Source organism: Klebsiella sp. HN106 (genome assembly GCF_051209435.1).
Classification (GTDB): Bacteria; Pseudomonadota; Gammaproteobacteria; order Enterobacterales; family Enterobacteriaceae; genus Klebsiella; species Klebsiella oxytoca.
Window position 1 is genome coordinate 962,551 of record NZ_JBLURD010000001.1, and the last position, 24,023, is coordinate 986,573.

Sequence of the window (24,023 nt, forward strand, 5' to 3'; positions counted from 1 at the left end):
TCAGGTTACACTGTCACAACCGGCACGCGCGGCGCAAGGGCGCACATTAATTCATATCCGACGGTGCCGCAGGAGGCTGCGACATCGTCAATTTTGATCTCTTTACCCCATAGCTCGACCGGCGCGCCAATGCCTGCCTGCGGGCAGGTTGTCAGGTCCACCGCCAGCATATCCATTGAGATACGCCCGACCGTTACGGTGCGGACGCCATCAACCAGCACCGGCGTTCCGCTGGGCGCTAAGCGCGGGTAGCCGTCGGCATAGCCGCAGGCAACGATGCCGATTCGCCGCTCCTCAGCCGTGCGCCAGGTTGCGCCGTATCCAACCGCTTCACCGGCTTTCAGATTCTGCACGGCGATAATTTCGCTGCTTAGCGTCATGACCGGTTTCAGCCCGGTATTGGCCACATCCTGCCACTGGCCGGAAGGCGAAGCGCCATAAAGCACGATCCCCGGCCTCACCCAGTTAAAATGCGACTCCGGATGCCACAAGGTGGCCGCCGAGTTCGCCAGCGAGCGCGGGCAATCCAGCCCTTCCGCCGCCTGCTCAATGCGCCGCATCGGCTCCGCGATGCCATCCGGATTTTCCGCTTCGGCAAAATGCGACATCAACGTCATTTCACTGACGTTGCTGAGCGCTCGCAGCTGCTGCCAGACGATTTGCAGACGATCCGGCATAAACCCCAGCCGGTTCATCCCGCTATTCACCTTGACGTAAATATCAAGCGGCGCATGCAGCTTCGCCTGCTGAAGGGCCTTAATTTGCCAGTTACTGTGCACGCTGGTGGTCAAGCGGTATTTATCAAATAACGCCAGCTCATCGGCATGAAAAAAGCCTTCCAGCATCAGTATCGGCCCTTTCCAGCCCAGCTCACGCAGCAGTATCGCCTCTTCAAGATTCAGCATCGCGAAACCGTCTGCGGCGCTAAGCGCATTCCAGACCCTTGCCAGACCGTGGCCATACGCATTGGCTTTGACCACCGCCCACAGGCGCGAGCCGGGCGCCGCGCGGCGAACAATTTGTTGATTCTGGCGTAAGGCTGACATATCAATGCTGGCCTTTACAGGACGAGACATGAAAGCTCCTTGTTAATTGTGAACGCCATGCAGATGCTGAGCGCGGGCCGGCGTAAAGCCGCGTCCGTAGCGGGCGACGGCAAGATCGTCATACGGGATCGCCGGCGTGCGTCCGGAGATCAGGTCGCTAATCAGCTGCCCTGAACCACAGGCCATGGTCCATCCCAGCGTGCCGTGGCCGGTGTTGAGCCACAGATTTTTATACCCCGTACGCCCCACCACCGGCGTACCGTCCGGAGTCATCGGACGCAGTCCGGTCCAGAAGGTTGCCTGTTCAACGTGGCCGCCGCGCGGGAACAGATCGCGCACTACCATCTCCAGGGTTTCACGCCGCGGCTGCAGCAGTTCTTTATTAAATCCAACAATTTCCGCCATTCCGCCAACGCGAATACGCCTGTCGAAACGGGTGATGGCGATTTTGTAGGTTTCATCAAGGATAGTCGAAACCGGCGCGCCGTCCTCTTCCGCGATGGGGATCGTCAGCGAATAGCCTTTCAGGGGATAGACCGGAATATCCACCCGCCCTTTCAGCATGGCCGTCGAATAGGATCCGAATGCCATAACGTACGCATCGGCTTTAATAATTTCAGCGCCGCACTTCACACCCGAGATGAGATCCCCTTCATAGAGCAGTTCATCCACCGGAGTATTAAAACGGAAAGTCACGCCCGCCTGCTCCGCCATTCGGGCCAGACGAGTGGTGAAGAGCTGGCAGTCGCCGGTTTCATCATTAGGTAAGCGCAAACCGCCCGTGAGCTTATGGCTCACTTCTGCCAGCGCCGGCTCAACTTCCAGCAGGCGATTCGCTTCCAGCAGCTGGTAAGGCACGCCCGCATCCTGCAGCACCGCAATATCGCGGGTCGCGTTCTCGAACTGCTTGTCGGTGCGGAATAGCTGGAGCGTACCACCCTGGCGCCCTTCATACTGAATACCGGTGCTCTCGCGCAGCGCTTTCAGGCAGTCGCGGCTGTACTCGGCCAGGCGCACCATTCGTCCTTTATTTTCCATATAGTGGCGAGTGTCGCAGTTGCGCAGCATCTGCCACATCCATTTCAGCTGGAACTGGGTGCCATCCAGACCGATAGCCAGCGGAGCGTGGCGCTGGAACATCCATTTAATCGCCTTCAAGGGGACGCCCGGCGCCGCCCAGGGCGCGGCGTAGCCGGGGGAGATCTGCCCGGCGTTAGCGGCGCTGGTCTCTTCGGCCGGTCCCGGCTGACGGTCGATAACCGTCACTTCATGTCCTGCCTGGCTTAAATACCAGGCGCTTGCGACTCCTACAACCCCACTTCCCAGTATGACGACGCGCATAGCGGCTCCGTAATCGTTAAAGAACAATCATCTGATTACAAATTGATAACTCAGATGAAAATATTATTCAACATACGCTTTATTTATGGTGACTTATCTCACAGGATTCTGCGCCAGCGCTGACCCCGTCACTTTACCATCTCCTGCTGCGCCTCATTTTTCTACAGAATAAAATTCTGATTAAAGCGCAAAACAGCGCCTTTAAGATTGTGAAATCGCGAAGAAAGGAAATGCGGATAGACGCAGTTTGCGACGCCGTGTTCTATGCTTGTTTAGAGGTTTTCCGTACAGAGAGAACCATCAACAACGAGGGCGCGCTAATGGCTACGATTGATTCCATGAACAAGGACACAACCCGTTTAAGCGATGGACCCGACTGGACTTTTGAGCTGCTGGAGACCTATCTGGCAGAAGTCGACCGGGTGGCGAAGCTGTACCGTCTTGACACCTATCCGCACCAAATCGAAGTCATTACTTCCGAACAGATGATGGATGCCTACTCCAGCGTCGGGATGCCGATTAACTATCCGCACTGGTCGTTCGGTAAAAAATTCATCGAGACCGAACAGGCCTATAAGCACGGCCAACAGGGGCTGGCTTACGAAATCGTCATTAACTCCAACCCCTGTATTGCCTATTTGATGGAAGAGAACACCATTACCATGCAGGCGCTGGTGATGGCGCACGCCTGCTACGGGCATAACTCGTTTTTCAAAAATAACTATCTCTTTCGCAGCTGGACCGATGCCAGCTCAATCATTGACTATCTCATCTTCGCGCGGAAATACATCACCGAATGTGAAGAGCGCTACGGCGTTGATGAAGTTGAAAAACTGCTCGACTCCTGTCATGCCCTGATGAATTACGGCGTTGACCGCTATAAACGCCCGCAAAAAATCTCGCTGCAGGAGGAGAAGGCGCGGCAAAAAAGCCGGGAAGAGTATCTGCAAAGCCAGGTGAATATGCTGTGGCGCACGCTGCCGAAGCGAGAAGAGGAAAAAACCATCGAAGCCGCGCGTCGCTACCCTTCTGAACCGCAGGAAAATCTGCTCTATTTCATGGAGAAAAACGCGCCGCTGCTGGAGCCGTGGCAGCGTGAGATCCTGCGCATCGTGCGCAAGGTCAGCCAGTATTTTTATCCGCAGAAGCAGACTCAGGTGATGAACGAAGGCTGGGCGACTTTCTGGCACTACACCATCCTGAATCACCTTTATGATGAAGGTAAAGTGACGGAGCGCTTTATGCTGGAGTTCCTGCACAGCCACACCAATGTGGTGTTCCAGCCGCCATACAACAGCCAGTGGTATAGCGGTATTAACCCCTACGCGCTGGGGTTCGCCATGTTCCAGGATATCAAACGTATTTGTCAGTCGCCGACGGAAGAGGACAAATACTGGTTCCCGGATATTGCCGGCTCTGACTGGCTTGAAACTCTGCACTTCGCGATGCGCGACTTTAAGGATGAAAGCTTTATCAGCCAGTTCCTGTCGCCGAAAATCATGCGCGACTTCCGCTTCTTCACCGTGCTGGATGACGATCACAACAACTATCTCGAAATATCCGCAATTCATAATGAAGAGGGATATCGTGAGATTCGTTCCAAACTTTCAGCGCAGTACAACCTGAGCAACCTCGAGCCAAACATTCAGGTATGGAATGTGGACCTGCGCGGCGACCGCTCGCTCACCCTGCGCTACGTGCCGCACAACCGCGTGCCGCTGGATAAAGGCCGCCGTGAGGTGCTTAAGCACGTTCACCGCCTGTGGGGATTTGACGTTCTTCTGGAGCAGCAAAACGCCGATGGCAGCGTCGAGCTGCTGGAACGCACCCCGCCGCGGCAGAACCCGCTGTAGCCGTTGAAAAGCAAAACGCCCGGTGAAAGCACCGGGCGTTTTTTATTCATTACGTGGGCTTAACGCATATTAATCGCTAAGTCGCCCGGTAGATTCTTCTGCATACGATGCCAGATCTCACCGCTGTCGCGGCCATAGCGGCGTACGATGTCATAAACCTGCTCATGCAGGCCCTCTTCACAAACTTTAGCCAGCTGATGATAGAAGCCGAGCGCCAGGCTGCGCGCTTCCGGATTGGCAAAATAGTGGCGACCGATACGGGTATATAGGCCTTTCATACCGTTGAGGATCAGACCATAGATAGGATTGCCTGAGGCAAACGCCAGACCGCGGAAGATATTGTAATCCAGCTCGGCAAACGCATCGGCGTGGTCTTCAATTTCACGCGCGCTCGCCAGTACCTCCAGCGCCTTATCCGGATGCTGACGGAAAGCGGTACGGATGAAAATGGTCGAAATATTGGTACGCACGGACAGCAGATTATCAATCAGCTGCGGTACGCTGTCATGGTCGAGACGCGCCAGGGTTTCAAGAATATTCAAACCTGAAGTTTCCCAGAAATTGTTCACCTTTGTCGGTTTACCATGCTGAATGGTTAACCAGCCATCGCGGGCCAGACGCTGCAACACTTCACGTAAGGTTGTACGGGTAACACCAATCAGTTCAGAAAGTTCACGTTCAGCGGGAAGAATTGAACCAGGGGGAAAACGGTTATTCCAGATACTTTCAATGATGTACTCTTCAGCGAAACCCGCAGGGCTTTGCGCCTTAATGACCATAATAAGATTTCCATTACACAGCGTTGCTATTCGACTCATCATACCAGAGCGGCCATAAGGCAGATAGCGCCAGAAAGTAATTAAAAAGGGATCGCCGTTTCATTTTCCACTTTTCATTTCACATTTTCTGTTGCTAAAGAATGTGATGCGAAGAAAGTTGCGTCTCGTTTTGCGCAACTGGTAATCTTGCGTATAGTTACGCATAAAATCATGTTTCAGAATTTGACGGAGAAAGGATGTCTGTCGTGGAAATGTCTTATGGCCGCGCCCTGTGGCGCAATTTTCTTGGCCAGTCCCCGGACTGGTACAAACTCGCTCTCATCATTTTCTTAATTGTTAATCCGCTGGTCTTTTATCTGCATCCGTTTATTGCCGGATGGCTGCTGGTTATCGAATTTATCTTCACCCTGGCGATGGCGCTCAAGTGCTATCCCCTGCTGCCGGGCGGCCTGCTGGCCATTGAAGCGGTTTTTATCGGCATGACCACCCCGGGGCATATCCGCGAAGAGGTGGCCAGTAATCTTGAAGTCCTGCTGCTGCTGATGTTTATGGTCGCGGGGATCTACTTCATGAAGCAGCTGCTGCTGTTCATCTTCACCCGCTTGTTGCTTGGCATTCGTAGCAAGATGCTGCTGTCGCTGGCGTTTTGCGTCGCATCCGCTTTCCTCTCCGCCTTCCTCGACGCGTTGACCGTTGTCGCAGTGGTGATAAGCGTTGCCGTCGGCTTCTACGGTATTTACCACAAAGTCGCTTCGGCGCGGCCGGATGATGACAATATGCTCGACGACAGCCATATTGAGCAGCACTATCGCGATGTCCTGGAGCAGTTCCGCGGCTTCTTGCGCAGCCTGATGATGCATGCCGGGGTCGGCACCGCGCTTGGCGGCGTGATGACCATGGTCGGCGAGCCGCAGAACCTGATCATCGCCAAGGCGGCAGGCTGGCACTTCGGCGAATTCTTCATGCGTATGCTGCCGGTTAGCCTGCCGGTGCTGGTATGCGGACTGATCACCTGTCTGCTGCTGGAGAAATTCCGCCTGTTTGGCTACGGCGAACCGCTGCCGCCAACCGTGCGCAAAGTGCTACAGGATTTTGACGATCGCAGCCGCCAGAGCCGCAGTCGTCAGGATCGCCTGCGTCTTATCGCTCAGGGTCTTATCGGCGTCTGGCTGATTATCGCCCTTGCGATGCATCTTGCGGAAGTCGGCCTGATCGGCCTGTCGGTGATTGTGCTGGCGACAACGTTCTCCGGCATCACCGATGAACACGCTATCGGCAAAGCCTTCACCGAAGCCCTGCCGTTTACCGCCCTACTGACGGTCTTCTTTGCCGTGGTGGCGGTTATTATTGACCAGCACCTTTTTGCCCCGGTGATCGAGTTCGTTCTTCAGGCATCGCCGCACGCCCAGCTATCGTTGTTTTATCTGTTTAACGGTCTGCTGTCGTCGATTTCTGATAACGTCTTCGTCGGAACCGTCTATATCAACGAGGTCAAGTCCGCGCTGGAGCAGGGTACCATCAGTTTGCCGCAATTCGAGCTGCTGGCGGTGGCGATCAATACCGGCACCAACCTGCCATCGGTCGCTACGCCGAACGGCCAGGCTGCTTTTTTGTTCCTGCTGACTTCCGCGCTGGCCCCGCTGATTCGCCTCTCCTATGGCCGGATGGTGTGGATGGCGCTGCCCTATACTCTCGTCCTGACCCTCGTCGGCCTGGCCTGCGTCGAGTTTACCCTGATGCCGGCCACCCAGTGGATGCTGGAGCACGGTTGGCTGGTGACGCCGCAACTGCTGAAATAAAATCATCCATGCCCGGCTCAAAACGCCGGGCATTCCATATTCGTTTACGTAATATTTTCAGACTAGCTGCTGGCGTCGCTACGGTTTTCGTTTACACTGCCATGATTTAGCATGTTCCAGGGAAATGATTATGTTGCGATATTTAAACCAGTGCTCAAGGGGACGCGGTGCCTGGCTCCTGATGGCGCTAACCGCGTTTATTCTTGAATTGGTGGCGTTATGGTTCCAGCACGTGATGCTGCTGCAGCCGTGCGTACTGTGTATTTACGAGCGCTGCGCGCTATTTGGCGTGATGGGCGCCGGTATCGTCGGCGCCATTGCGCCAAAAACCCCTCTGCGCTACGTCGCGATTGTGATTTGGCTCTACAGCGCCCTGCGCGGGCTGCAGCTGTCATGGGAACACACCATGATTCAGCTTCACCCTTCCCCCTTCCAGACCTGCGATTTCGCCGCTCGTTTCCCAACGTGGCTGCCGCTGGATAAATGGCTGCCTCAGGTGTTTGTCGCTACCGGCGACTGCTCCGTACGCCAGTGGGAATTCCTGACGCTGGAAATGCCGCAGTGGCTGGTCGGCATCTTCGCAGCCTATCTGGTGGTCGGTGTACTGGTGCTTATCGCTCAGCCGTTTAAACCTAAAAAGCGCGATCTGTTTGGTCGCTAAGACCGATTGCTCATAAAGCGCTCCTCCGGGAGCGTTTTTTTTGCCTGCGCGTTGACGTTGCCGCCATAAAGTTTCATATTAAATACATCTTATAAATGTTAACTAAGGAGCACATGATGTCTCATTTGCGTATTCCCGCTAGCTGGAAGGTAAAACGCTCCACCCCATTCTTTACTAAACAGAACGTACCCGCCGCTTTGCTGACGCACCACAACACCGCAGCGGGTGTTTTCGGCCAGCTTTGCGTGATGGAAGGGACGGTAACCTACTATGGTTTCGCCGATGAACAGGCGACAGAGCCTGAGGCAAAAGTCGTTATCAATGCTGGCCAGTTCGCAACCAGCCCGCCGCAGTACTGGCACCGCATTGAGCTAAGCGACGACGCGCAGTTCAATATTAACTTTTGGGTTGCAGATGACGCCGACGGTGAAAGCGGACTATTCCACGCGAAGAAAGGCTAACTGCGCGCCTTACTGCGCCCAGTCCGGTTTATTCAGAATATGATCCTGCCAGTCAACCACGGTGGATTCTTTCACCGCAATATGGCGAACGGAGATGCGTTCGCCATGCATCGCCGCCTTCGAACCGGTTAACAGCGGATGCCAGTGCGGCAGCGGCTGGCCTTCCGCCAGCAGACGATAGGCGCAGGTCGGCGGCAGCCATTCAAACGTAGGCAGATTGTCGCGAGTTAGCTTGATGCAATCCGGCTCATACTCGAAGCGGCGCTCATAGTTACGACACTGGCAGGTTTTGATATTGAGCTGACGGCAGGCGACGTTGGTAAAGTAGATTTCGTCGGTATCTTCATCCATCAGCTTATGCAGGCAGCACTGACCGCAGCCATCGCAAAGTGATTCCCACTCCGCATCGCTCATTTCATCCAGTGTTTTTTGTTGCCAGAAAGGTTGTTCGCTCATTGGGATGTCCGTCATTGCAGTTCAGGGTGCACCTTATAACCACTCTGGCACGCCGATGCAAGTTTTGCCGCCCGGAGAAGGCGGCAAGCGGACGTTACAGCACGCGGGTAGTCAGCGAAAAGCCGTTAAAACCGACTTCCAGCTCGTCTCCGCTGCTCAGCGGCCCTACGCCTTCCGGCGTACCGGTCAGCACCACATCCCCGGCTTTCAGGGTAAAAAAGCGCGACATATAGGCGATGAGCGGCACAATCTTATGGATCATGTCGGCGGTCGAACCCTGCTGGCGCACTTCGCCGTTCACCTTCAGACTCAGCGGAGTACTCTGCGCGTCGCCGTGAAACTCGGCGGCGGGAATAAAGCCTGAAACAGGACAGGAGTTATCAAAGCCTTTGGCCTTCTCCCACGGCTGACCGGCCTTTTTCAGTTTTCCCTGCAGATCGCGCAGGGTAAGGTCCAGCGCCACGCCATAGCCAGCAATGGCTTTCAGCACATGATCTTCCGTCGCCTGGCGCAGCGTACCGCCAATCAGTACCGCCAGCTCAACTTCATGGTGCACTGACCCCAGCCCCTCAGGCAGCACCAACGGCTGGCGGATGTCGCATAGCGCCGTCTCAGGTTTAATAAACAGCACCGGCTCTTCCGGCGTCGTACTGCCCATCTCTTTGATGTGTTTTGCATAGTTGCTGCCAACGCAAACTACTTTGCTTACCGGATAATCCAGTAGCGCACCCTGCCAGTTATGATGTTGGTACATTATATTCCCTCTGTGGGTTAATCAGATTTATTCCCCTGTTCCGCCAGGTGTTTCTTGAGTAAATTTTCAGACGGAGGAGGCAGTTGAAGGTAATAGCCCTGATCGGTGAGCGCCTGTTTCACTTTCTCCAAATCGGCGTGAATGAGTTTTTTTCGTCCATCGAGAGGTAGAATCATTGCCAGTTTGGGCGTACCGAAGCTATACATTAATTCGTCAGGAACGCGGGAGAAATCGTCCTTTTTTTCGACATATAAATAGGTTTGCTCGCGTTTAGTACTTCGATAGATCACACAAAACATAGTTTTACTCGGAATTAGACCTGTGGTCACTTGCCTCAATATATGAGTGACTATAACATGCCTTTTAGTCTTCGGAATATCACCGCACTTCAGCGAGTGATAAACAGCAAATTGAGTAAGGCCAGGATGTCAAATACGCCAATCGAACTTAAGGGCAGTAGCTTCACCTTATCTGTGGTTCATTTGCACGATGCAAATCCCGAGGTTATTCGTCAGGCGTTAGAAGACAAAATCGCCCAGGCTCCCGCCTTTTTACGGCACGCTCCCGTGGTGGTGAATATCAGCAGCATTGAAGATGACGTCGACTGGCGCCCTCTGCATGAGGCGATCGCGGCTACCGGCCTGCGTATTATGGGCGTAAGCGGATGTAAACTTCCCCGGCTGAAAACGGAAATTGACCGCGCCGGGATCCCTTTATTAACCGAAGGGAAAGAAAAAGTGACTCGCCAGGCCGCGCCTGAACCCGTTGCCCCACCTCCAGCTGTTAATCAGATCACAAAAACGCGTTTGATTGATCAGCCGGTACGTTCCGGTCAGCGTATTTATGCGCCACACTGTGATCTAATTGTTACAAACCATGTGAGTGCCGGGGCTGAACTTATCGCCGATGGTAACATCCATGTATATGGCATGATGCGGGGACGCGCGCTCGCTGGCGCAGGCGGCGACAGAGACGCCCAAATATTTTGTACCAACCTCTCGGCGGAACTGGTTTCCATCGCGGGGGAATACTGGCTGAGTGATAACATTCCGGCCGAATTTTATGGCAAAGCGGCCCGTCTACGTTTAGACGACAGCGCTTTGACGATTCAATCGTTGAATTAATCCCTTTTTAACAAGGAATTTCTATGGCACGCATTATTGTTGTGACTTCGGGTAAAGGAGGCGTTGGCAAGACCACCTCCAGCGCGGCCATCGCTACTGGTTTGGCCCAGAAGGGAAAGAAAACGGTCGTTATCGACTTCGACATCGGCCTGCGTAACCTTGACCTGATCATGGGCTGTGAACGCCGGGTCGTTTATGATTTCGTCAACGTCATCCAGGGCGATGCCACGTTGAACCAGGCGCTTATTAAAGATAAGCGTACGGAGAATCTCTATATTCTCCCGGCCTCCCAGACGCGTGACAAAGACGCCCTGACCCGCGAAGGCGTAGACAAAGTTCTCGAAGAACTGAAAAAAATGGATTTTGATTTTATCGTCTGTGACTCCCCTGCAGGCATCGAAACCGGTGCGCTGATGGCGCTGTATTTTGCTGATGAAGCCATCATCACCACCAACCCGGAAGTCTCCTCCGTTCGCGACTCCGACCGTATCCTTGGTATCCTGGCCTCCAAATCCCGTCGCGCGGAAAGGGGCGAAGATCCAATTAAAGAGCACCTGCTGCTGACGCGCTATAACCCAGGCCGCGTAAACAAGGGTGACATGCTGAGCATGGAAGACGTGCTGGAAATTCTGCGCATCAATCTGGTGGGCGTGATTCCGGAAGATCAGTCCGTGCTGCGCGCGTCAAACCAGGGCGAGCCGGTGATTCTGGATGACGCCTCGGACGCGGGTAAAGCCTATGCCGATACGGTTGAACGTCTGCTCGGAGAAGAACGCCCTTTCCGCTTCGTAGAAGAAGAGAAGAAAGGTTTCCTCAAACGCCTGTTCGGAGGATAAATTATGGCATTACTCGACTTTTTTCTCTCGCGGAAAAAGAACACGGCCAATATTGCGAAAGAGCGCCTGCAAATTATCGTCGCGGAGCGCCGTCGCGGCGACGCTGAACCGCACTATCTTCCGCAGTTGCGTAAAGACATTCTTGAGGTGATTTGCAAATACGTGCAAATCGACCCGGAGATGGTCAGCGTACAGCTGGAGCAGAGAGACGGTGATATTTCGATTCTGGAGCTGAACGTGACCCTGCCGGAAACTGAAGAGTCGAAGCCCTGAGCCTGAGGTGTAAAAAAACCGGCAACGCTGTGCGCAGCCGGTTTTTTCACTATGCCGATCGGCGCTAGCGCGGGTAGTCGCTTAATAGCGCATTCAGGCGATCGGCCATCAATTCACCGCGCCAGCCGGAAACCAGTTCAGGCTGCCCGTTGCCGTTTTTTAGCCCCCAGTGCCAGTTCAGCAGCTGATTAATCTGTCTTCTTGAAGCCAGCAGCTCCGCGCTCACGCCCTTCTCGGCGCTTACGGTCTGAACTAACGCTTTGATATCCTTAAACAGCTTGCGGTAACCGGGCATGTCGATCAGATTTTGCAGCGGCTCTGGCAGCGCCTCTTCCGGCAGCGCCTGCGCCTTCTCGACGAGGGCGATCAGCGTCTTACCGTGGAAACGAATCTCGCTGCCCGAGAGTCCGAGGCTGTCAAGTTCCCCCAGGCTGGTGGGCATATAGCGCGCCACGTTCCACAAATGCTCTTCACGGATAACAAAGTTGACCGCCAGGTCGCGTTCGCGCGCTTTACGCAGCCGCCACTCCGCCAGCAGCTGCAGGCAGCCCAGCTGACGAGTGCGCAGCTGCCAGGCATTACCAATGTCGCGCCACGCCTCGGCAGGATCCTGAATCTCCTGACGACGCTGCTGCATCAGCTGGCATTCATCCAGGGCAGCGGAAAGCCAGCCCGCGCTGTCGGTTTCAGCCATCAGCTTTCCGGCAATCGGCAGCAGGTACCAGACGTCGGCGGCGGCATAAACGCACTGGCGTTCGGTCAGCGGGCGCGCCAGCCAGTCGGTACGAGATTCGCTCTTGTCCAGCGCCACGCCGGTATACTCTTCTACCATCGACGCAAAGCCCCAGGACATCGGACGACCGCAAAAAGCGGCAAGAATTTGCGTGTCGATCAGCGGCTGAGGCATCAAATGAAAGGCATTAAGAAATACTTCCAGATCTTCACTGCCAGCGTGCAAAAATTTGGTCACATCTTTATTCAGCAGCAGTTCACGCATCGGTTCCCAGTCGGTGATAACCAGAGGGTCAATCAGCGAGACCTGGTTGCCGTCGAACAGCTGGAGCAGACCGAGCTGCGGGTAGTAGGTACGAGTACGGACAAATTCCGTATCCAGCGCGATGGCAGAAACCGCGCTTGCCGCTTCACAGACGGCGCGAAGGCCATCGTTGGTGGTGATCATCTGATAGTTCAAATCATACTCTCTTAACTTGCGCCCATAAAAAACGCCGGCTTAGCCGGCGTCTGGCGATTCACTCTTAGCTCAGGCTTTATTGTCTACTTTAGCACGGGCTTCGTCACGCAGTTCTCGACGTAAAATTTTCCCGACGTTGGATTTCGGCAGCTCATCGCGAAACTCAACCAGCTTCGGAACCTTGTAGCCGGTCAGCTGGCGACGGCAGAAAGCGATCAGCATCTCTTCCGTCAGCGTCGGCTCTTTCTTCACCACGAAAATTTTCACCGCCTCACCGCTGCTTCCGGACGGTACGCCAACCGCAGCAACCTCCTGAACCCCGGAATGCTGCATTACCACATCCTCGATTTCATTCGGATAGACGTTGAAGCCCGAGACAAGGATCATATCTTTTTTGCGATCGACGATACGCAGGAAGCCCTCGTCATCCATCACCGCGATATCGCCGGTATGCAGCCAGCCGTCCTTAATGATTTCAGCGGTAGCATCAGGGCGCTGCCAGTAGCCCAGCATCACCTGTGGCCCTTTCACGCACAGCTCCCCCGGCTCTCCCGGCGCAACTTCATTATCGTCATCATCCACCAGCTTCGCTTCGGTGGACGGCACTGGCAGGCCAATACTGCCGCTGTGATAGTCGATATCGTGCGGATTGACGCTCACCAACGGCGCGCACTCCGTCAGGCCATAGCCTTCCAGAAGATACTGCCCGGTCAGCTTAACCCAGCGCTCCGCAACGACCTGCTGTACCGGCATTCCGCCGCCGGCGGAGAGATGCAGTGAAGAGAAGTCGAGCTGCTGAAACTCTTTGTTGTTAAGCAGCGCGTTAAACAGGGTATTGACTCCGGTCATGGCGGTGAAGGGATATTTCGCTAGCTCTTTGACCAGGCCTGGGATGTCGCGCGGGTTGGTGATCAGCAGGTTTTGCCCGCCCAGTTCAATGAATAACAGGCAGTTCATGGTCAGCGCAAAGATGTGATACAGCGGTAGCGCGGTAACAACCAGCTCTTTGCCGCGATGCAACAGCGGCCCGTAGGTACCGTTTACCTGCTCAAGGTTCGCCAGCATATTGCGATGGGTCAGCATTGCCCCTTTCGCCACGCCGGTTGTGCCGCCGGTATATTGAAGAAAAGCGAGATCCTGAGAGACGATTTCCGGCTTAATGTACTGCATGCGGTAGCCGTGCTGCAGCGCGCTGCGAAACGAGATGGCGTCCGGCAGATGGTATTTTGGCACCAGCCGTTTAATGTACTTCACCACAAAGTTAACCAGCGTTCCTTTCGCCGTGGAAAGCTGATCGCCCATGCGGGTTAAAATCACGTGCTTGACCTGGGTTTTATCAACCACCTTTTCCAGGGTATGCGCAAAGTTGGAAACGATCACAATGGCGGCGGCGCCGCTGTCGTTAAGCTGATGCTCCAGTTCGCGCGGGGTATAAAGCGGATTGACGTTCACGACAATCATGCCAGCGCGCAGGATACCAAACAGCGCCACCGGATACTGCAGCAGATTAGGCATCATCAGCGCGACACGGTCGCCTTTTTGCAGGCCTAACCCTTCCTGAAGATAAGCGGCGAACGCGCGGCTACGCTCCTCCAGCTTGCGGTAGGTCATCACCTCGCCCATGTTAATAAAGGCCGGCTGGTCGGCATAGCGGCGGACGGCGTGTTCAAACAGTTCAACCAGGGATTGATAGCGGTCAGGGTTTATCTCCGCAGGAACGTCTGCGGGATAACGGTTTAGCCAAACCTTTTTCACTGCATCACCTCTGAAATAGTTATTCGTCGTCATCACAACCCCTGATCAACAAACATTTTGTTAACATTATATTAACTCAGCGTACCAGTTTATTAATCAGGCGTTTTACAGGTTGCGAAGCGCGTCACTATTTATTTTTCTTATTTGACTGAAAACGAAGAAACAGCGGACCAGCCGCTGTTTCTTTGAACTTACAAAAACTACAAAATCATTCAGTTACAACGTTTCTGACTTCGGCAGGACCGGGATTATACCAGCCCCAGCCGCCGTATCCGTAGCCCCACGGGCGCGGGCCGAACATCCACGGGTCCATCATCGGCTGCGGCGGCATGACCACCTGCTGGACAACGTTCCAGCGCTTGTAGCCCGTAGCGTTCATCAGCATGAATTTATACGGCGTATTGCCGACTTTACCGTCGACGACGCCGACGATCGGGCCAACCACGGTGACCAGCTGCCCGCGAAAATCCACCGGGTCGATAAAACCGTTTACGTCGGCAAAGATACGACCTCGCGACGGCTCGCCCAGCTCCGGACGCGCGGCGCCGTCAAGCTGAACGGTGGCAATTTCCAGGCGGGTTTTACCCTGCTGATTCTGCACGCTGACGACCTTCCCGCCAAAGCGCGCTTCCTGACCGACATACAGCTGCGGCGCGTTCATCACGCGAACTAAATCCTGCTGCGGCGTCGGGGTGGTGCCCTTAATGGCATCCGGTACCGAAGCGCACCCGCTCAGCGCAGCAACCACTGCTGCCGCGACTAACCAACGCACTACCGTTTTTTGACCCGCCATGACGCGACTCCTTCCTTCTTCTCAGACATATAGTTACTGAGATTCACTCGCGGCCAGGAAGTTTCTTCCACGCCACTTCATTGCGTAAATAAACTGGTTCAGCGTGTTCAACGGCCACGGTTTTTCCCACCGTAAACAGATGGCAAGCCAGCGGCAGCATATCCTGCGCGTCAGGAAGCTCAATTTCGCCGTCGGCAAGCGTTAAGCCGCAGCCGGTAGCCATATCCGGCCACGCCTGCCAGCCGGTGCCGACGGTAGCCCACTCGCCCTCCAGCTGCTGCAGACGCTCGCGAACCGCTTCCGGCTTCAGCACCGCTTCACTCTCTTCGCCGTGCCAGACGCCCTGTTCATCGCGCTGATATTCCGCCCAGTAAACTTCGCCCATTCTGGCGTCGATGGCGGCCAGCACGCGGGTGGCGCCGGTTTTTCGCCATGCGCCCTGCGCCATGGTTGCCAGCGTGGACACGCCGATCATCGGCAGCTCGGCCCCCAGCGCCAGCCCCTGCGCAATCCCGATACCAATGCGCACGCCGGTGAAGCTGCCCGGCCCACGGCCAAAGGCCAGCGCGTCAAGCTCGGTTAATAGCGTGCCGCTTTCATTGAGGACATCCTGCACCAGAGGCAGGATACGTTGGGTATGTTCGCGGGGGCAGATTTCAAAATGAGCACTGAGGGTGCCATCATTCCACAGCGCCGCGGAGCAGGCCTCCGTGGCGGTATCGATAGCTAAAATTCGCATGGGTTGTCGCGCTCTCGCTCTAGCAGATTGACAAAATGGCGCGCAGCTTACCACATTTTGCGCCGGATTACCTCGCCGACGGCACCGCAAGAAAACGCACCGCCCGACGGATATCGCGCGTGCGCGGCGCAGGCGGAAGGCTCGCGAGGAAGACGGCGCCATAGGGGCGCATAACCAAACGGTTGTCGCAGATAACCAGGACCCCGCGATCGTCGATGTCGCGAATCAGACGCCCCACGCCCTGTTTGAGGGTGATGACGGCGTCCGGTAGCTGGACCTCATCAAAAGGATCGCCGCCGCGCAGGCGACAATCCTCCATCCGCGCTTTCAGCAGCGGATCGTCCGGCGAGGTGAACGGCAGCTTGTCGATAATCACCAGAGAAAGCGCATCGCCGCGCACGTCCACCCCTTCCCAGAAGCTACTGGTCGCCACCAGCAGCGCATTTCCGGCGCTGACGAATTGCTGTAAAAGCTGGCCTTTGCTGGTTTCTCCCTGCAGGAGAACCGGCAGCGTCATGGTGGCGCGAAACTGTTCCGCCAGGTCGCGCATCATGGCGTGCGAAGTGCAGAGCATAAAGCAGCGCCCGTCGTTGGCTTCAATCAGCGGTTTGAGCATCGCCGCCAGATGTCGCGCGGCGCCGGGCTGGTTCGGTAACGGCAAATTGCGCGGCACGCACAGCAGCGCCTGGTGGGCATAATCGAAGGGGCTGGGGAGCAGCAGCGTTTGCGCGTCGCCTATGCCCAGACGATCGGTAAAGTGGTGCAAATCGTCATTGACCGATAGCGTCGCCGAGGTGAAGATCCAGCTCCCGGACTTTTGCGCCATCACCTCTTTAAACTTATCCGCCACCGTCAGCGGGGTCAGCGCCAGGGTGAAGTTGCGGGAAGTACACTCATACCAGTAGCTAAAGCCGGGCTGATTGGTCTCTTTTAACCGCTTCAGGCGGCCTCGGTATACGGTGGCCCGCTCAAAAGCGGCATCGAGCAGCGCCGAGCGGCCCAGCGACAGCTTTGCCACGTCGTAACAGAGTTCGAGCGCATCATCAAGCAGCAGCAGCGCGCGCTGAATATTGTTATCCGCCAGCAGCTCGCGCAGGTTGCCGCGATAGCCGGGCTCCCCCAGCTGCAGACGAAAATCCTGCGTGCTCTGGGCCAGGCGGTCGGCGCACTTCTGCAGCTGCTGGGTGTCTTTAAGTTCGGTGCGATAAGCAATAGTAATATCTTTCGCCAGGTCCATCAGCTGGCGGCTGGAGAGCGACTGGCCGAAGTACTGGCTGGCAATATCCGGCAGCTGATGCGCTTCATCGAAGATCATCACTTCCGCTTCCGGAATCAGTTCGGCAAAGCCGCTCTCTTTGACCACCATATCGGCGAGGAACAGATGATGATTGACGACGACCACGTCAGCATCCATCGCCTTTTTCCGCGCTTTCACCACAAAACAGTCTTTATATAAGGGGCAGTCGCTGCCGAGGCAGTTATCGTTGGTACTGGTGACCAGCGGCCAGGCCTGGGAATCTTCGGCCACGCTAACGCAGGTGCTGATATCGCCATCGACGGTCTGGTTAGACCACGAGCGCAGCAGAATGACATCGCTGAGGGTTTGCACCGGCAGGTCGCCACCGGCGAGCGCCTGCTGTTCCAGACGCTCCAGGCACAGGTAGTTCGAACGCCCTTTCAGCAGGGCCAGTTTACCGGTGAAGTTCAGCGCTTTAGCGACAGTGGGTAAATCCCGACTGTAGAGCTGATCCTGTAACGCTTTCGAGCCGGTGGAAATAATGACTTTCTTGTTGGCGCGTAGCGCAGGCGCCAGGTAGGCGTAGGTTTTCCCGGTCCCGGTGCCCGCCTCCACCACCAGCGGACGAGTTTCTTCAATTGCACTGGCGACGGCGAAAGCCATCTGGCGCTGCGGCTCGCGCGGCTTAAATCCGGCAATCGCGCTGGCCAGCTGGCCATCTGCTGCAAAATCGTCGATCACATTACCCCCTGGTTATTTGGACAGTGATTATGTCAGGGTGGAGGGGTTTTCGCCAGTGCAGGTAGTGACGCAGGTGAAACATTATGGCAGTCTTGCCGCAGCTTAATGAACCGGAACAGAGAGGAAATAAACATGACCATTACGCGTATTGATGCCGAAGCCCGCTGGTCTGATGTGGTGATTCATAACCAGACGCTGTACTACACCGGCGTACCGTCCAACCTCGATGCCGATGCCTGCGCGCAAACCGCTGATACGCTGGCGCAGATCGATGCGGTGCTGGAGAAACAGGGCAGCAGCAAATCACGTATTCTTGATGCGACTATTTTCCTCGCCGACGGTGCAGACTTTGCGGCGATGAATCAGGCCTGGGATGCATGGGTCGTCGCCGGTCATGCGCCGGTACGCTGTACCGTACAGGCGAAACTGATGAATCCGAAGTATAAAGTCGAGATTAAAATCATCGCCGCAGTGTAAGACAGCCGAGGCCCCGTAGCCCGGGCAAGCGTAGCGCCGCCCGGGAAGAAGCCGCGCCAAAGCCGCTCTCCGGCGCATTCCCCGGATAGCGGCGTAAACGCCTTATCGGGCTACATATCAGCCAGGCCGACCAGGCACAGCGCCGTCGGGAGGCAAGAAGCATTGTTCTATCCGCCCGGACACCACATCAGTTGCTCCTTTAACTGTAAGGTCTCCTGGGGCACACACTTCAGCGCATCACGATAGCTGGCAGACTGCTTTGCATAACCCCGCACTGACTGCAGCAGTACGCGCAGCGCGCTATCCCACACGATCCCCTGCAGATCGCTGTACGGCCAGAGCTCCGGCTCGCGAATAAACGGCACCAGATAGTCGATGCCCTGCTTCACCCCTCGCCCGTCGCGGATGGTGTTCCAGCGATCGAACTCAACATGTTCGGCGTAGCGGTTGAGCAGCAGATGCGCCTCCAGGTTAAATAGCGAATAGTGGAACGGGATGGTGCGTTCCAGCTCCATCGTTTGTCGGCCATCCTGGTCAATCTGCGCCGCCATACGCTGGGTAATTCCCTGCTCAATGATCCGCGCCGCCAGCCCTTTATCGCCATAGAATAACGCGTTAACCGTCCGCTGGGCGTCGTACCAGGTGCCGTGGTTATTGTGCCAGACGTACTCTGAGTGGCCGATTTCGCTGTAGTACATCCAGTGGTTAAAGTCGCGGAACCACTGGTGCAGGCCGATAATATCATCGGTATCAAGCACGCTCGCCGTGTTGATCAGGCCGATGGTATCCACCACCATCCACATTAAGCGAGTATCGATAAGCCCGGTGCCGCGACCGGATACAATCCCCGGGATCGCCTGGCCGTAGTTCAGATGCGGATTCATCCGCGTGTCGGCATCCAGGAACCAGCAGCGTATTTGCGTAGCCGCGGCCTGCGCATACTGGCGCTGGCCGGTAAAGTACCATGCCAGCCCCAGGGTCAGGCACCGTTCGCACATGCGGATAATGCGCGAGGTGTCCGTATCGTTGTTTTCACATTGCGGATTGATATGCCCGTCGCGACGAATATAGGGCAGCCCGTTGGGCCGCCGCGGATTCGGCCACCAGTAGGTGCCCAGACTGTAATAATCGTGCGCGTCGCCGCTGGCCGGGCGCAGCTTTTTATGCACCACGCTTTCCGGCGCCTCTCGACGCAGGATGTCGGCCTCCGACACCAGCTTGCTTAACGCCAGCTGCAGCGGCGAGAACGGCTGCTTTAAGCCCGCCCGGGCGTTTTCCAGGCAGGTTTCGTCAAGGGTGTACAGCTTCATCGCCACCTTAGTTTTCCTCCCGGCACGCTATGCGCTGGCCGCTTTGTCCATCGAACAGGTGCACGCCGGAGAGCTTCGGCTGCAGCCAGATCTTATCGCCCTCTTTTACAGCCAGACGCTGTTTGAACACCGAGGTAAACGCTCCGCCGCCGGTATCGCAGAAGAGCTGCATATCCGAGCCGGTGTTCTCCACCGCCGTCACCTTCGCCGCCAGCGCATCGTCGCGCGCTTCGTGGACGACGTTGACCTGCTCAGGGCGAATGGCGTACACCACCTGCTGACCGTCGGCTACCTGAAGGCCAGCGGGCAAAGCCAGCAGCGAGCCATCTTTCAGACGCAGGCTGGTGGCGCTGCCGTTCAAAACCACGACGCCCGACAGCTGGTTAATCTCCGGCGAACCGATAAAACCAGCGACGAACAGATTCGCCGGCCGGTCGTACAACTCCAGCGGCGTCCCCGCCTGCTCAATGCGCCCATCGCGCAGCACCACGATCATCTGCCCCATGGTCATGGCTTCAATCTGATCGTGGGTGACGTACACCGAGGTGGTTTTCAGCCGGCGATGCAGCTCGCGAATTTCGCCGCGCACCTGGGTTCGCAGCTTGGCGTCGAGGTTGGAGAGCGGTTCGTCAAACAAAAACACCTGCGGCTTACGCACGATCGCCCGCCCCATCGCCACCCGCTGGCGCTGGCCGCCCGAGAGATCCTTCGGCAAGCGCTCCAGTAGCGGTTCGAGCCCCAGCAGCGCAGCGGCTTCATTAACCTTCTGATTAATCTCCGCTTTCGGCAGGCGCGCCATCTTCAGGGCAAAACCCATATTTTCACGCACCGTCATCTGCGGGTAGAGCGCATAGCTCTGAAACACCATCGCAATATCGCGCAGCTTCGGTTCTACCTCGGTAACGTTGCGCTCGTTAATATGCACCTCGCCGCCAGAGATCTCCTCCAGGCCGGCGATCATGCGCAGCAGGGTTGATTTCCCACAGCCGCTGGGGCCAACGAGAACGCAGAATTCACCGTCCGGGATAGTCAGCGACACGTCTTTAATGACGTGTACATCACCATACGATTTACGCACGCTATTCAGTACAACAGATCCCATTGGTCACTCCTTATCCTTTGACTGCGCCGGACATAATCCCGCGGTTGAAATGTTTTTGCAGACCCAGATAGACGATGATGCTGGGCAGCATCGCCAGCAGCGTAATCGCGATAAAAATGTTCGGCGTGATGCTCTCATCGGTACGCAGCGTGCCGAGGATCACCGGAATAGTATTCAGGCTGTCCTGGTTAACCACAATCAGCGGCAGCAGGTACTGGTCCCAAATCATAATGAAGCCGAACGTCACTACCGTACCGAGCGCCGGTTTCACCAGCGGCAGAATCACATGGAAGAAAATCTGCCATTCGTTGGCGCCGTCTATCCGCGCCGCCTCTTCCAGCTCTTTCGGTATCGCCGACATAAATTCGGTCAGGACAAAGATGGAGAAAGCCCAGCCAACCACCGGCAAAATCATCCCGAGGTAGCTGTTGTAGAGCGAGGCATCGATCAGCGGCAGTCGCCAGTTAATAATCATGTACAGCGGAATGGCGATGACCTCTTCCGGCAGCATCATGGTGGACAAAATCACCAGGCTCACCAGCGCCACGCCGCGAAACTTTTTCCGCGCCAGGGCATACGCCGCCAGCGCGCTGACCGACACCTGTAGAACGGTGCCGAAGAACACCACCAGGATAGAGTTCAGCAGGTACTGCCAGACGCCGATATCCATCCACGCAAAGATGAAGTTTTCCAGCGAGAACTGATTCGGCCAGGCCAGCAGCTCGCCCGGCTTCACCGGCGCACCGCTGAAGGCCGTGGCCACGATGCCCCAGAACGGCCCGACGAAGACAATCAGCAGCAGCGCGTAAATGCACCAGCGCCCTGCTGTATCCCAACGTTTACTTAACATCGCGGCTCCTTAGTAACGTGCGATACGTTTTTTCAGCGTCAGATGACAGAGGGTTAATACAACCGTGAAGGTGAACAGCAGAAACGACACCGCCGAGGCGTAGCCATAGTCAAACTGCTCAAAACCCAGTTTGTAGATATGGGTCATCACCATTTCCGTGGCGTTAGACGGCCCTCCGCCGGTGGTGGCGTACACCTCGGCGAACACGCGGAAACCGCGGATAAAGGAGAGCATCAGCACCACCGAGAGCGCCGGGATCATGCCGGGCAGCGTGACGTAGCGCAGACGATTCCACCAGCTGGCGCCGTCGACGTTCGCCGCATCGTATAAATCGCGGCTGATCCCCGCCAGACCGGCAATAAAAATCACCATGTTGTAGGGCACCGCTTTCCAGATATGCAGCAGCATGATGACCCCCAGCGCCTGATCGGAGCTGGCAAGGAAGCCCTGATCGGCGACGCCAAACCAGCTGAGGATGTGGTTAACCACTCCATTGGGCGTCGGGTTGAACAAAATGCGCCACATTTCAGCGACGATTGCCGCGCTGGTGACCGCAGGTAAAAAGATGGCGGTTCGAATAAAGCGCAGATGGCGCGCCGGGCCTTCCAGCAGCATGGCGAGGAAGAAGGCCAGGATAGCCGCGGCGAACATCGTTACCACCACGTACAGCAAAGTGTTCACCACCGCCGCGTGCAACTCTGCGTCGGCAAAAGCGCGGGTGAAGTTATCGAGTCCTACCCACTCGTTCGGCTGATTAAAGTTGACCTTGTAAAAGCTCATCACCAGACCCTGAATCATCGGGATAAACTTAAACCAGCTGAAAATAATCAGCGCAGGCGCCAAAAACAGCCACGGGATCAGCGCCCGCTTACGCTTTGCGCTCAGCCATCCGGTTGAGTCAGGCGAAGCGGCCTGCTTTATCGGCGAGGACTTCGTCTCATGCAGCGTCATCACTTGTGTCCTCAGTTAGCCAGCACGTTTTGTTTTTTCAGCTCAGCGTTCACCTTGCCGTCGATAGTTTTCAGCTCAGCGGCGATATCGCTGCTGCAGTCGGCAAAAATTCGGTTAAAACCGTCGGCGGCCACCTGGCGCACCGGCGTCCAGTTAGGAATTTGCGGCACGTAGCGTCCCTGTTCATTGTAAAGTCTGGCGAAAGTTTCCCAGCGGGCGTCCTGATAAACGGCTTTGACGTCGACGTTCTTATTCACCGGCAGGCGCACCACCGGTATATGCTGGCTGCCTTTACCCATGCCGATCTCCTGGCCTTCCGGCGAGATCATGAATTCGATAAATTTACGCGCCGCCTCTTTCTGTTTACTGCTCTTCATCATAAAGACCGTGGTGCCCTCCGCGAGAGTCGCTTCGCCTTTTGGCCCCACCACCGGAACCACTTCAAAATTGTCTTTACCGGGATCTTTATCGAACAGCGCGATATGGTACGGGCCGCTAAAGAACATGCCGCTTTGCCCTGAGCGGAAGGATGGAATAACGTCGGCGGTGGTGGCGTTAATCGCCCCCGGCTGGGTGACTTTTTCGCACATCATGGTGCGCATAAAGGTTATCGCCTGAGCCACTTCCGGCGTATTGAGCGAGGCGCTGAACTTTCCGCTCTCTTCTTTAACGAAATCACCGCCCGCCTGCCAGATAAAGCTGCTCATAAACCAGCTGGCGTAGCCGCGTGTCGTGGAGGCGGGAACGATAAAGCCGTAGGTATCATTTTTGCCGTTGCCGTCGGGATCCTGGGTAGTGAAGGCTTTCGCCAGGGTCTGGATATCATCCCAGCTCTTAGGCTGCGGCAGCCCCAGTTTTTCACGCCAGTCTTTGCGTACGAACAGCGCGAAGGTTTGCGCTGAAGTCGGTACGCCGTAGTATTTGCCGTCGATATAGCGGGTACTTTTCCAGGCCGTCGGGAATAGCTGGTCGCCGCCGGCGATCGCTTGCGGGTCAATTTCTTCGGCAATACCCAGCTGGATAAACTGCCCCAGCGAAGCCGCATCGTTAAAAATCAGATCGGGTAAGGCGTTGCCCGCCGTGGCGCGCGCCAGCCGCTGTTCAAAGTCGGTAGTGGCGTTGAAATACGCGATTTTGATACCGGTTGATTCTTCAAATTTTTCCGCTTCCTGTTTGTAGATATTTTTCGAGTCGTTGCTGGCGCGGATCCAAACGTTGAGGGTGGTAGCCGCATAGCTTTGGCTAACGCCGAGCCCGAGTGCGGTGAGAAGTAATAGTGAACGTAATTTATTGGCAGACATGATGGCATATCCTTTATTGTAGGGCACAAAGGCAATTAAATTCTTAATTAATACACAGCAAGGTATTTGAATATCGCTAAGACGTTAATAAAGCAGACGTAAGAAATATTTCCCTTCATTAGATAGAAATGTATTTCCCAATACAACCACACTAAAAAGAAATCGCGTTTCAAAAATCAAAAAATAGAAGCA

General features: G+C 55.8%; 24 protein-coding genes. 8 read left to right on the forward strand and 16 right to left on the reverse strand.

Features of this window, described 5'->3' with window-relative positions; translation table 11 throughout:
• Positions 1–5: 5 nt before the first annotated feature.
• Positions 6–1,076: a catabolic alanine racemase DadX gene (gene dadX, locus ACSIPU_RS04505; RefSeq protein ID WP_004103243.1), complete on the reverse strand. Its 1,071-nt coding sequence runs from the start codon at positions 1,074–1,076 to the stop codon at positions 6–8.
• 12 nt (positions 1,077–1,088) lie between these two features.
• On the reverse strand, positions 1,089–2,387 hold the full coding sequence (locus tag ACSIPU_RS04510; RefSeq protein ID WP_004103245.1) for a D-amino acid dehydrogenase: 1,299 nt from the start codon (positions 2,385–2,387) through the stop codon (positions 1,089–1,091).
• A 320-nt stretch (positions 2,388–2,707) separates the two neighbouring features.
• On the opposite strand from ACSIPU_RS04510, the gene ACSIPU_RS04515 reads away from it, so the two are divergent.
• A complete protein-coding gene (locus tag ACSIPU_RS04515; protein WP_004103247.1) occupies positions 2,708–4,240 on the forward strand; it encodes a SpoVR family protein in 1,533 nt (510 codons plus the stop codon).
• 59 nt (positions 4,241–4,299) lie between these two features.
• On the opposite strand, the gene fadR is transcribed toward ACSIPU_RS04515, so the two are convergent.
• Complete coding sequence (fadR, locus tag ACSIPU_RS04520) at positions 4,300–5,019, reverse strand: fatty acid metabolism transcriptional regulator FadR (protein ID WP_004103249.1); 720 nt, start codon at positions 5,017–5,019, stop codon at positions 4,300–4,302.
• Between the two features lie 245 nt (positions 5,020–5,264).
• Here fadR and nhaB point away from each other — a divergent pair, with 245 nt between their 5' ends.
• The 3 genes from nhaB to ACSIPU_RS04535 all read left to right on the forward strand — a co-directional run bounded on the left by nhaB (position 5,265) and on the right by ACSIPU_RS04535 (position 7,940).
• A complete protein-coding gene (nhaB, locus tag ACSIPU_RS04525; protein ID WP_024274390.1) occupies positions 5,265–6,818 on the forward strand; it encodes a sodium/proton antiporter NhaB in 1,554 nt (517 codons plus the stop codon).
• Between the two features lie 130 nt (positions 6,819–6,948).
• Positions 6,949–7,479, forward strand: coding sequence for a disulfide bond formation protein DsbB (dsbB, locus tag ACSIPU_RS04530; RefSeq protein WP_004103253.1), 531 nt, complete (start codon positions 6,949–6,951; stop codon positions 7,477–7,479).
• A 116-nt stretch (positions 7,480–7,595) separates the two neighbouring features.
• Positions 7,596–7,940: a DUF1971 domain-containing protein gene (locus ACSIPU_RS04535; protein ID WP_004103255.1), complete on the forward strand. Its 345-nt coding sequence runs from the start codon at positions 7,596–7,598 to the stop codon at positions 7,938–7,940.
• 9 nt (positions 7,941–7,949) lie between these two features.
• Here ACSIPU_RS04535 and ACSIPU_RS04540 read toward each other — a convergent pair whose 3' ends face one another.
• From ACSIPU_RS04540 to ACSIPU_RS04550, 3 genes are all read right to left on the reverse strand, one after another.
• Positions 7,950–8,396 carry a YcgN family cysteine cluster protein gene (locus ACSIPU_RS04540; RefSeq protein ID WP_004103257.1) on the reverse strand — a complete coding sequence of 149 codons (447 nt, stop codon included), beginning with the start codon at positions 8,394–8,396 and terminating at the stop codon, positions 7,950–7,952.
• Positions 8,397–8,490: 94 nt separating this feature from the next.
• A complete protein-coding gene (locus ACSIPU_RS04545) occupies positions 8,491–9,150 on the reverse strand; it encodes a fumarylacetoacetate hydrolase family protein (RefSeq protein ID WP_064355963.1) in 660 nt (219 codons plus the stop codon).
• A 17-nt stretch (positions 9,151–9,167) separates the two neighbouring features.
• Positions 9,168–9,449, reverse strand: a complete 282-nt coding sequence (locus ACSIPU_RS04550; protein ID WP_004103262.1) for a YcgL domain-containing protein — start codon at positions 9,447–9,449, stop codon at positions 9,168–9,170.
• 126 nt (positions 9,450–9,575) lie between these two features.
• On the opposite strand from ACSIPU_RS04550, the gene minC reads away from it, so the two are divergent.
• From minC to minE, 3 genes are read left to right on the forward strand one after another with little or no spacing between them, the layout of a single operon-like run.
• Positions 9,576–10,274, forward strand: coding sequence for a septum site-determining protein MinC (minC, locus tag ACSIPU_RS04555; protein ID WP_004103264.1), 699 nt, complete (start codon positions 9,576–9,578; stop codon positions 10,272–10,274).
• A 23-nt stretch (positions 10,275–10,297) separates the two neighbouring features.
• Positions 10,298–11,110: a septum site-determining protein MinD gene (minD, locus tag ACSIPU_RS04560; protein ID WP_004103267.1), complete on the forward strand. Its 813-nt coding sequence runs from the start codon at positions 10,298–10,300 to the stop codon at positions 11,108–11,110.
• A gap of 3 nt (positions 11,111–11,113) precedes the next feature.
• The gene (gene minE / locus ACSIPU_RS04565) at positions 11,114–11,383 is read left to right on the forward strand and encodes a cell division topological specificity factor MinE (protein ID WP_004103270.1); all 270 of its coding nucleotides are present in this window, start codon (positions 11,114–11,116) and stop codon (positions 11,381–11,383) included.
• A gap of 64 nt (positions 11,384–11,447) precedes the next feature.
• On the opposite strand, the gene rnd is transcribed toward minE, so the two are convergent.
• The 5 genes from rnd to ACSIPU_RS04590 form a co-directional block, all read right to left on the reverse strand.
• Positions 11,448–12,563, reverse strand: coding sequence for a ribonuclease D (gene rnd, locus ACSIPU_RS04570; RefSeq protein ID WP_162098340.1), 1,116 nt, complete (start codon positions 12,561–12,563; stop codon positions 11,448–11,450).
• Positions 12,564–12,644: 81 nt separating this feature from the next.
• Complete coding sequence (gene fadD / locus ACSIPU_RS04575; RefSeq protein WP_085955773.1) at positions 12,645–14,330, reverse strand: long-chain-fatty-acid--CoA ligase FadD; 1,686 nt, start codon at positions 14,328–14,330, stop codon at positions 12,645–12,647.
• Positions 14,331–14,538: 208 nt separating this feature from the next.
• Positions 14,539–15,123 (reverse strand): Slp family lipoprotein, encoded by a 585-nt coding sequence (locus tag ACSIPU_RS04580; protein ID WP_004103275.1) that lies wholly within the window; start codon positions 15,121–15,123, stop codon positions 14,539–14,541.
• Between the two features lie 43 nt (positions 15,124–15,166).
• On the reverse strand, positions 15,167–15,862 hold the full coding sequence (tsaB, locus tag ACSIPU_RS04585) for a tRNA (adenosine(37)-N6)-threonylcarbamoyltransferase complex dimerization subunit type 1 TsaB (protein WP_004103277.1): 696 nt from the start codon (positions 15,860–15,862) through the stop codon (positions 15,167–15,169).
• A gap of 67 nt (positions 15,863–15,929) precedes the next feature.
• A complete protein-coding gene (locus ACSIPU_RS04590; protein ID WP_016808280.1) occupies positions 15,930–17,840 on the reverse strand; it encodes an ATP-dependent DNA helicase in 1,911 nt (636 codons plus the stop codon).
• Positions 17,841–17,972: 132 nt separating this feature from the next.
• On the opposite strand from ACSIPU_RS04590, the gene ACSIPU_RS04595 reads away from it, so the two are divergent.
• Entirely contained in the window at positions 17,973–18,317 is a 345-nt protein-coding gene (locus tag ACSIPU_RS04595) for a RidA family protein (protein ID WP_004113724.1), read from the forward strand.
• Positions 18,318–18,484: 167 nt separating this feature from the next.
• On the opposite strand, the gene ACSIPU_RS04600 is transcribed toward ACSIPU_RS04595, so the two are convergent.
• The 5 genes from ACSIPU_RS04600 to ACSIPU_RS04620 are packed head-to-tail and all read right to left on the reverse strand — an operon-like array spanning position 18,485 to position 23,831.
• Positions 18,485–19,627 (reverse strand): alginate lyase family protein, encoded by a 1,143-nt coding sequence (locus ACSIPU_RS04600; RefSeq protein ID WP_004103283.1) that lies wholly within the window; start codon positions 19,625–19,627, stop codon positions 18,485–18,487.
• A 7-nt stretch (positions 19,628–19,634) separates the two neighbouring features.
• On the reverse strand, positions 19,635–20,729 hold the full coding sequence (locus ACSIPU_RS04605; RefSeq protein WP_196557477.1) for an ABC transporter ATP-binding protein: 1,095 nt from the start codon (positions 20,727–20,729) through the stop codon (positions 19,635–19,637).
• Positions 20,730–20,739: 10 nt separating this feature from the next.
• The gene (locus tag ACSIPU_RS04610; RefSeq protein WP_004103286.1) at positions 20,740–21,579 is read right to left on the reverse strand and encodes a carbohydrate ABC transporter permease; all 840 of its coding nucleotides are present in this window, start codon (positions 21,577–21,579) and stop codon (positions 20,740–20,742) included.
• Between the two features lie 9 nt (positions 21,580–21,588).
• On the reverse strand, positions 21,589–22,530 hold the full coding sequence (locus ACSIPU_RS04615) for a carbohydrate ABC transporter permease (RefSeq protein WP_004103287.1): 942 nt from the start codon (positions 22,528–22,530) through the stop codon (positions 21,589–21,591).
• Between the two features lie 11 nt (positions 22,531–22,541).
• Positions 22,542–23,831, reverse strand: a complete 1,290-nt coding sequence (locus ACSIPU_RS04620) for an ABC transporter substrate-binding protein (RefSeq protein WP_049129244.1) — start codon at positions 23,829–23,831, stop codon at positions 22,542–22,544.
• Between the last annotated feature and the right edge of the window lie 192 nt (positions 23,832–24,023).